The organism is Rhodococcus chondri, from assembly GCF_036327435.1.
Classification (GTDB): Bacteria; Actinomycetota; Actinomycetes; order Mycobacteriales; family Mycobacteriaceae; genus Rhodococcus; species Rhodococcus chondri.
This window is the reverse complement of record NZ_JAUZMZ010000185.1, coordinates 1-8,670: the sequence shown is the minus strand read 5'-3', so window position 1 is coordinate 8,670 and position 8,670 is coordinate 1. Positions and strand designations below refer to the sequence as shown.

Here is an 8,670-nt window from a genome sequence, read left to right as displayed (position 1 = left end):
GGTGATCACGTGGGGCCCTCTGGTTCGGATTCGATCTTCGCAAATCCAGTCCTACCAGGGGCCCTGCGTCCCTTCGTGATCCGGTACGACCCCATCCCAGCAAGATCAACTTACTGAGAAAACCTCAGTGCAGTTCTGTTTTAAATGCGTTACTGTACCGAACGGAGGCGCACCTTCATGTAGATCACCGGTCCAGCGGCCCGACTCTGCACCTCTGAGCACTACACGGATCGGGAGCAACAGCATGGCTGAGCGCGGAGCAACTCCACAGGTGTCCCCGCTGCGGCGGGGTTTGCTGCGGGTGATCCATCTGTTCGACCCACTCCGCCCCGACAGCTACCTCGCCGTCGAGTTGATGACCCCGGCTCGCACCAGCATCAGCACCGGCAGTGCGAGAATTCGATGAACTCATCCGGCTTGATCACCATCGGGCTTCCGATCGCCCTCGCGATCATAATGTTCGGACTGGGTCTCACTCTGACCACCGGCGACTTTCGTCGAGTAGTGAATGAGCCCAAGGCCGTCATGGTCGCGTTGGTTCTGCAACTTTTCGTCTTACCCGCGGTGGCGTTCGGACTGGTCACACTCTTCGGGCTCGATCCGCTGCTCGCCGTCGGCGTCATGCTGTTGGCGGCCTCGCCGGGCGGCACGACCGCGAATTTGTTCAGCCACCTCTTCCGGGGTGATGTCGCACTGAACATAACGCTGACTGCCATAAATTCAGTCTTGGCCGTCCTGACCATCCCGATCATCACCAATCTTGCGATCGGGTACTTCGGTGCCGACGGCGACGTCGGCCTGCAATTCGGAAAAGTACTGCAAGTCGTCGCGATCGTTCTGATACCTGTCGCGATAGGCATGGTCGTGCGCCGGTTCACCCGGACGTTCGCCGCGCGCGCCGACCGCCCGGTCCGGATCTTCTCGATTGTGGTGCTAGCGCTTGTCTCGATCGGCGCATTGTTGTCCGAGCGGGAGAATGTGGCCGAGTACGCGCGCCAGGTCGGCCTGGTCACCGGACTTTTCTGCCTGGCGAGCCTGACTTTCGGCTACGCGACAGCCCGCGTGCTGAAACTCGGTCGCCCGCAAGCGATCGCCACCTCGATGGAGGTCGGTATCCACAACACGACGGTGGCGCTGACCATCGCGCTCGGCGTGCTCGGCAGTGCAGAGGTCGCAATCCCTGCTGCCGTCTACTCGATCCTGATGTACTTCCTTGCCACAGTGTTCGGCTATGCGGTATCCCGCGGAACCTCCGAAGCACCCGCGGTAGACACCGCCCCGCGCCCCCCGATCTCACGAAAGACGAGCCCATGACGAAGAAGAGTCGAACCGTACAGCGGCGAACAGTGCTGGGCGGTCTCGTCGGGGCCGGCATGGCATTCGCATTCGGTAGCGTCGACCATGTTTCAGCGCAATCGCCGCCGAGGTTGGAACCGCGATCGATCGCTGCCAGGCAGCGGTTCTTCGGTGCGAGCAACGTCGATTCGGGCACCGGCGGCATTCGGGCCGACCGAGTTGTCATCACGTGGCTCGGCTGCACCACCTATGCGATGGCCATGAACGGATCGGTGTTTGTGTTCGATGCCTGGATTCCGCGCGGGACGGTCTCGGGCTACGTACCGACAGATCCCGACGAAGTCGCTGACCTTCGGCCCGACGCGATCTTCATCGGGCACGGTCATTTCGACCACGCTGCGGACGCAGGTCGAATCGCCGAGGCTTCGGGTGCGACAGTCTACGGTAGCGCCGAACATTGTGCGGCAGTGCGGAAGTCGGTGGACACCCGAGCGGTGCGCTTCATCGAACTGGGGGACGCCGCAACTCCGGTAGGTGATCGCCGCGACGTCGAAGCCGGCAATGTATCGGTCACCGCCATCCGGCATCTGCACTCGACACCTACTGCGCCAGAACAAGGCCCGGAAGGGTCGCCTCCATTCTTCCCCACCCCCAATACCAGTGACATCGCTGCGCATCCTCCCGAACTCGACGACGCGACCAGTTTGGCGCGCCACGTGTTCGACGCGGAGGGTGGAAGCATCCTGTACCAGTTCCGGATACCTGGGTTCTCCGTTCTCTGGCACGACACCGCCGGACCGTTGGGCGAACGAGCTCCTCAGGTGCTGACCCAGTTGCACGAACTCCCCCCCACGGATGTGCATCTGGGAGCAATTCAGGGTTTCGGCCAATTCACAAACGGCCTTCGGGATCCGCGCGAGTACGCGGAAGCGGTCGCTGCGCGACTGTTCGTCCCAGGACACCACGACAACTTCGTACCCGGCATCAGCGCGCGGGGAGAAACCTACGAGGCACCGTTGCGCGCTGAACTCGCGCGTCTCGACTCCCCTCCTGAGCTTCGATTCATGTCGGATCCGACGGACTATCTCAACCCCGGCCTGCTCACTTTCTCGGTGTAGAGCATGCGGGGAGAGGTTGCGCCGAGCAGGGTGCGATCAGGAAAGTGCCAATAGTCCTGTTGGACGAAGGAGACGGATGATGGACGCAGATGTGATCGTGGTCGGTGCTGGACTGGCAGGTCTGGTGGCGACAGCAGAATTGGCCGACGCAGGCAAGCGGGTGCTGCTGCTCGATCAGGAGCCCGAGCAGAATCTGGGCGGGCAGGCATTCTGGTCCCTCGGTGGTCTGTTCATGGTCGACACTCCTGAGCAGCGCCGGATGGGCATCAAGGACTCCGCCGAGCTGGCGTGGCAGGACTGGCTGGGCAGTGCAACGTTCGATCGAGGTATCGACGATCCCGCCGGTGAAGACTATTGGGGCCACCAGTGGGCGCGGGCCTACGTGGACTTCGCCGCCGGTGAGAAGCGATCGTGGTTGCACGCCCACGGCGTGCGGTGGGTTCCGATTGTGGGCTGGGCCGAGCGCGGCGGTTACCTCGCTGAAGGACATGGCAATTCGGTTCCGCGCTTCCATCTGACGTGGGGAACCGGGCCAGGCATCGTCGCACCCTTTGTCGCACGTGTGCGAGAAGCTGCAGACAAGGGTGTGGTGCGGTTCGGATTCCGCCACCGGGTCGATGAGTTGACCATGACCGGTGGCGTCGTCGACGGAGTCCGGGGCGCAATTCTCGAACCCAGCGCGTCCGAGCGCGGCGCAGGCAGCAGCCGCACCGAAGTCGACAACTTCGAACTACACGCAGGAGCGGTGCTGGTGACCGCGGGCGGAATCGGCGGAAATCACGATCTGGTGCGGGAGAACTGGCCTGCGCGGCTCGGTGCGGCCCCGGCCTCGATGATCTCCGGGGTCCCCGAGCACGTCGACGGCCGCATGCTCGGCATCACCGAACACTCCGGTGGGCGCCTGGTCAACAAAGACCGAATGTGGCATTACACCGAGGGCATCAAGAATTGGGATTCCATCTGGAAAAATCACGGGATCCGGATCATTCCCGGTCCGTCGTCGATGTGGTTCGATGCCCGCGGCAAGCGGTTTCCCGTTCCGAACTTCCCAGGATTCGACACTCTCGGAACCTTGAAAGCCATCCAGGACAGTGGATTCGACTACTCGTGGTTCGTGCTCACTCAGAAGATCATCGAGAAAGAGTTCGCCCTGTCGGGATCTGAGCAGAACCCTGACATCACCGGCAAGAACCTCAAGTTGGTGCTCGGGCGGGTCCTGCCGGGCGCAAGTGGACCGGTGGAGGCGTTCAAGAAGCACGGTGAGGACTTCGTCGTCGCCGATACCCTCGCCGAACTCGTCGACGGGATGAACAAGATCACCGGGGACGATCTGATCGACCGAGTCGAGCTGCAACGTCAGATCGTGGCCCGCGACCGCGAAACCGAGAACCCGTTCACCAAGGATCTGCAGATATCTGCAATCCACAACTCGCGTCGCTCCCGCGGCGAACGACTCGCGCGAACAGCGTCCCTGCACAAGATCCTCGACCCCAAGTCCGGGCCGTTGATCGCGGTGCGACTCAACATCATTACCCGAAAAACACTGGGCGGCATACAAACCGACCTCGATGGGCGCGTGTTGAGTACCGGCGGTACGGCAGTGCCGGGATTGTGGGCAGCCGGGGAAATCGCCGGCTTCGGCGGCGGCGGTGTGCACGGATACCGCTCCCTCGAAGGCACCTTTCTCGGCGGCTGTATCTTCAGCGGCCGGCAAGCCGGCCGAGCCCTCGTTGAGCAGGCATGACGATGCGACTGCGATGGGGTCGACCCAACCTGCGCGCACACGAGGCAATGGCCCCGGCGGCATCGTCGTCGCCCGCCTCGGCGGTCACCGTGTCGTTCCTCGGCGTCACCACCCTGCTCTTCGACGACGGCGAATCAGCCATCCTGACCGACGGATTCTTCTCCCGGCCATCGATGACGCGGACGCTGCTGACACCGCTGCGAACGGACCCCGCTCGGGTCGACTACGCCCTGAAACGAGCAGGTATCGACACTCTCGATGCTGTGGTCTGCGCACATTGCCACTACGACCACGCTCTCGATTCGGCCCTCGTCGCGCAACGCACCGGCGCGGTGCTCGTCGGGGATGAATCGACCGCACTGATCGGTCGCGGAGCCGAGCTACATCCGAGCCGGATCGCAACAGTACAACCAGGCGATGAACTGGAGCTGGGGCATTACACGCTGACGTTCGTCGAATCAGAGCACTCGACCCCGAACCGGATGCACGGGGCGGTAGATCGCGCTCTCGCTCAACCCGTTCGGGTCAAAGCGTACAAGTGCGGTGCGGCATGGTCGATCCTCGTCGCCCACAACGCAAGTGCTCAGACCGCGCTCGTGCACAGCAGTGCAGGCTTTCGGTCGAACATGCTCTCCGGTCGCACAGCCGACGTCGCATACCTGGCCGTCGGGCAACTTGGTCACCAATCTCGCAGCTATATCGAACAGTACTGGGCTCAGACGGTCACAGCAGTGGGAGCACACACTGTGATCCTCACCCACTGGGACGATTTCTTCAGACCTTTGACCGCACCACTACGGGCGCTTCCGTACGCGTTCGATGACCTCGACGCCTCGATAAAGACACTGTCCGATTGCGCCCGGCGTGACGGTGTACGCCTCGTCGAATTACCCACCCTGTGGCGGCGAACGGACCCATGGGCCACTCGATAAACCCGGCGGCGCACGCGAACCGCATCGTGCCTTCGACAACCCTTCCCCGGCCACGACAACACTGTGCGCCGTCCACTACTAGCTCAACAGACAGGTGACACCGTGCTCCGTAAAACTCGTTCGCTCCTGATCCTCAGCCTCGCCGCCGCCATCCTCACCCACGGCGCAGCGGCGGTGTCCGCGCAGCCGGTCGACGATCCCTTCTTCCGCTACACCGGCACGGCCCCCCTCGAGGGGTATGCGCCCGGATCCGTTCTCGGTGTGCGCACCGTCCCCTATCACCTGCTCAATGTGGCGACCCCACTCGATGCAGTGCAGATCCTGTACCGATCGACCAATGCGCAGGGACGACCGTCCGCCAACGTCACCTCGGTGCTGCGGCCCCCGAACGCGCAACCGGACAAGGTCATCTCCTACCAATCGGCGTACGACTCGCTCAACCCCGACGACGGGCCGTCCCGAGCCATCGCCGGCAACACACCCCTGCTGTCTCTGACACCGAGCGGACGGAACGTCGGTGTCGGAGGCTCCGCGGTATCCGGCGAAGGCACGGTCATCGCCCCGTTCCTGGCTCTCGGTTACACCGTCGTTCTCGCCGACACCCAGGGCCCTACCGCGGACTTCGCAGCCGGCCCCGAGTACGGAATGATGACCCTGGACTCGCTGCGCGCTGCACAACAGGTACCGGGCAGCGGCGTCACCGACTCTTCCCGCATCGGTCTGCTCGGATACTCCGGCGGTGCCATCGCCACCAACTGGGCGTCAATAATGGCGGCCGACTACGCACCCGACATCGCAGACAATCTGATCGGTGCAGCCCAGGGCGGATTGCTGGTCAACCCGGCGAACAACCTCCGCTACGCCAGCGGCAGCATCACCTGGGGCGGAGTGGTCGGCATGGCCATCATCGGCATAGGACGCGCGTACGGAATCGACTTCGACCCCTACATCAACGACTACGGCCGCGAAATCATGGCGCACTTGAAAGACGCATCCATCCTCAACGTCCTCCTCCAATATCCCGGACTGCGATGGACGGACCTGGTCAAGCCGGAATACACCGACCCGAACACCGTCCCCGAGTACGTCGACGTGGTCAACAAGATCAACATGGGCCAAGCCCCCATCCCCACCGTCCCGATGTTCGTCGCACAGGCATCGAACGGGATTCTCGAAGGCACCCAACCGGGCCCGGTAGGCACCGGCCCCGGCGACGGCATCATGGTCGCCGGCGACGTCCGCGCACTGATGAACAAGTACTGCGACGCAGGTGTGACCGTGCAGTACGACGAGTACAACACCATCAGCCACATTCCCGGAGCCGCACTGTGGTTCCCCGGTGCAGTCGGATGGCTCCTCGACCGCTTCGACAACAAGCCGGCACCGACGAACTGCGGTCGCATCGCCCCCGGAAACTCACTGGCACCCCAACAACACTCGCGCTGACGGGGCCAGCAAGGCCGAAAGCCCGCGTCGTCCCACAGGCGCGTCGACGTGGACCAACCCGAACGCACCTCCCACCTGGGCACGTCGAACGGCAATCGCCTCACGCAAGTGACGCGGTCATCGGCTCCAGGGGCCAGTCGGTGGCGGCGCGCTCACCCTTCCTGCGGCTCCACCGACATCCAGGACCGCCGGACACGAATCGGACTGGTCGCGAACGATCGAAAGAGGGTTTTAGGCGTGGCATCGGAAAATGTTGTGCGAGTAACCGACAGGTGGATCGGCGAGGCGTCGGGAATCGAACTCGCCGATGCGATTCGGTCAGGGCGCACGACTTCTCGCCGGGTGGTCGCGTTTCACATCGGGACCCTTCTCGTGCGGGCCGGGGACGGTGCCATCGCGCGGGACCGGTTCGCCGCCGCCCTCGAAGAAGCCGACCACGTCGATGCGGGCCCGTCCACTACTGCGGCAGATCGCCCGTTGGCTGGGGTGCCATGCACGGTCAAAGAGTCCATTCCAGTGGCAGGGATGCCCCATACCGCCGGCCTCGCCAGTCGCGCAGGTGTTGTCGCCGAATCCGATGCCCTTGTCGTTCGACGACTCAGGAACGCAGGAGCGATCATCGTCGGTGTCACGAACACCTCCGAGATGTGCCTTGGCATCGAAAGCACCAACAGTGTCTACGGACGGACCTCGAACCCGTACGATCACCGTCGCGTTTCGGGTGGTTCTTCCGGCGGCGAGGGCTCCGCTATCGGCGGCGGTGGCAGCCCTTTCGGTGTGGGCGGCGACACCGGTGGCTCGATCCGCATCCCATCGTTCTACTGCGGCATCTTCGGCCACAAACCATCACCCGGTCTGGTGCCGGCGACCGAGCAGATCCCGTCGGTGTCCAGGACCGGCGAGCTCAGTAGCTTGGAAACTCTGGGTCCGATGACCCGACGGGCCTCGGATCTGATGCCGCTGTTGCGCATTCTTGCCGACGACGACGGAACCCGGTGCAAGCCCATCGAATCGGTCGACATGAACGGTCTACGCGTCGTGATTCCGACCGGGTCGACGTATCTACGATCGATGGATCGCTCGGTACGCGAGGCCCGAGACGCCGCGGGCACTGCACTCGCCGAGCTCGGTGCAGACGTGCAGTGGCGACCAATGCCCGCTATACGACGTCTCATGTCGAGCTACTTGGCCGAGCTCCGACGCCACGCCGGGTCGCCGGTCACGGCGCTGTTCGATTCGTTCGACGTCTCCGGAGCTGCCCACCGAACTCCAGCGTGGTTGCGCGCCAGTAGCCTTCAACTTCGATTGGCGATGGTGGGTGATCACCTTCTCGGTTCGGCACCAAGGATGCTCGGTCGTCGACTCGACTCGATCGCATCGGATTTGGCCGACGAGGTAGCAGAGGTCGTCGGCGACGGTGTGATGATGCATCCGCCGCTACCACGACCGGCCCCGCTGCACAATGCAACATTGGGCCGACCATGGCTGTTCGGTGGTGCCGCTCTGTTCAACTTGCTCGGCATGACCGCCACCGAAGTACCACTCGGGCTGAACGAACGCGGCCTGCCGGTCGGCGTTCAGGTGGCTGCCGCAGCGGGCAAGGACCATGTGACGATTGCTGTCGCTACGGCTCTCGAGAGTCACTTCGGTGGATGGGTGTCACCGTGACCGGCCTTGCTCAGCAGTGGGGCGCTGATTGCCGCTCGGAGTCCCACATGTACCCGGCAGCCAGGCGGCACCAACCGCATATGGGTCATCGGCACCTCCGGAACTGGCCAGTTCCTGTTTGCAGGACACAAAAATTGGCCGATGACACCCAACACCCCACTCGCCACCTCTGGTTCGCCACCGAGCCCTCGACTCGACACCACACGGAACGGCGCGCCACATGGATTGCCAGTTATAGACCACCGGCGCGTCGTGCCGGTTGTCCCGTCGTTTGCTCGTTCAATCACTCGACGACATCGGTCAACACTTCGTCTGTCTCCGATGCGAGAAACTTTAAAAGGCTCTCTTGTCATGAATGTGGATGGGTGCCCATGTGGTACGGGAGGTCAAGGGTGACGGGTCCGCAGGTGAGCATGACCATCGCGAGTGCGTTCTCGGCGCTGTGGAATCCGTAGGCCCGGCGGAT

The 8,670-nt window shown here is 63.4% G+C and carries 7 protein-coding genes; all 7 read left to right on the top strand.

The annotated features are described in order from the left end of the window. Window positions 1-244 precede the first annotated feature (244 nt). The 7 genes from Q8814_RS22180 to Q8814_RS22150 all read left to right on the top strand — a co-directional run bounded on the left by Q8814_RS22180 (window position 245) and on the right by Q8814_RS22150 (window position 8,204). Window positions 245-406 (top strand): hypothetical protein, encoded by a 162-nt coding sequence (locus Q8814_RS22180; protein ID WP_330154141.1) that lies wholly within the window; start codon window positions 245-247, stop codon window positions 404-406. Next, complete coding sequence (locus Q8814_RS22175; RefSeq protein ID WP_330154140.1) at window positions 403-1,314, top strand: bile acid:sodium symporter family protein; 912 nt, start codon at window positions 403-405, stop codon at window positions 1,312-1,314. Before Q8814_RS22180 ends, Q8814_RS22175 begins: the two co-directional genes overlap by 4 nt. Then, complete coding sequence (locus Q8814_RS22170) at window positions 1,311-2,414, top strand: MBL fold metallo-hydrolase (protein WP_330154139.1); 1,104 nt, start codon at window positions 1,311-1,313, stop codon at window positions 2,412-2,414. Before Q8814_RS22175 ends, Q8814_RS22170 begins: the two co-directional genes overlap by 4 nt. 79 nt (window positions 2,415-2,493) lie before the next feature. Beyond that, entirely contained in the window at window positions 2,494-4,158 is a 1,665-nt protein-coding gene (locus Q8814_RS22165; protein ID WP_330154144.1) for an FAD-binding dehydrogenase, read from the top strand. Between the two features lie 2 nt (window positions 4,159-4,160). Next, window positions 4,161-5,090: an MBL fold metallo-hydrolase gene (locus Q8814_RS22160; RefSeq protein WP_330154143.1), complete on the top strand. Its 930-nt coding sequence runs from the start codon at window positions 4,161-4,163 to the stop codon at window positions 5,088-5,090. Window positions 5,091-5,192: 102 nt separating this feature from the next. Continuing rightward, window positions 5,193-6,536: a lipase family protein gene (locus tag Q8814_RS22155; protein WP_408015965.1), complete on the top strand. Its 1,344-nt coding sequence runs from the start codon at window positions 5,193-5,195 to the stop codon at window positions 6,534-6,536. A 48-nt stretch (window positions 6,537-6,584) separates the two neighbouring features. Continuing rightward, window positions 6,585-8,204: an amidase gene (locus tag Q8814_RS22150; protein WP_330154138.1), complete on the top strand. Its 1,620-nt coding sequence runs from the start codon at window positions 6,585-6,587 to the stop codon at window positions 8,202-8,204. Window positions 8,205-8,670: the final 466 nt, after the last annotated feature.

What these genes read in the sequence shown, in the direction of transcription:
- Q8814_RS22180 (WP_330154141.1), top strand. Translation starts at nt 245, where the DNA reads ATGGCTGAGCGCGGAGCAACTCCACAGGTGTCCCCGCTGCGGCGGGGT.
- Q8814_RS22175 (WP_330154140.1), top strand. Translation starts at nt 403, where the DNA reads ATGAACTCATCCGGCTTGATCACCATCGGGCTTCCGATCGCCCTCGCG.
- Q8814_RS22170 (WP_330154139.1), top strand. Translation starts at nt 1,311, where the DNA reads ATGACGAAGAAGAGTCGAACCGTACAGCGGCGAACAGTGCTGGGCGGT.
- Q8814_RS22165 (WP_330154144.1), top strand. Translation starts at nt 2,494, where the DNA reads ATGGACGCAGATGTGATCGTGGTCGGTGCTGGACTGGCAGGTCTGGTG.
- Q8814_RS22160 (WP_330154143.1), top strand. Translation starts at nt 4,161, where the DNA reads ATGCGACTGCGATGGGGTCGACCCAACCTGCGCGCACACGAGGCAATG.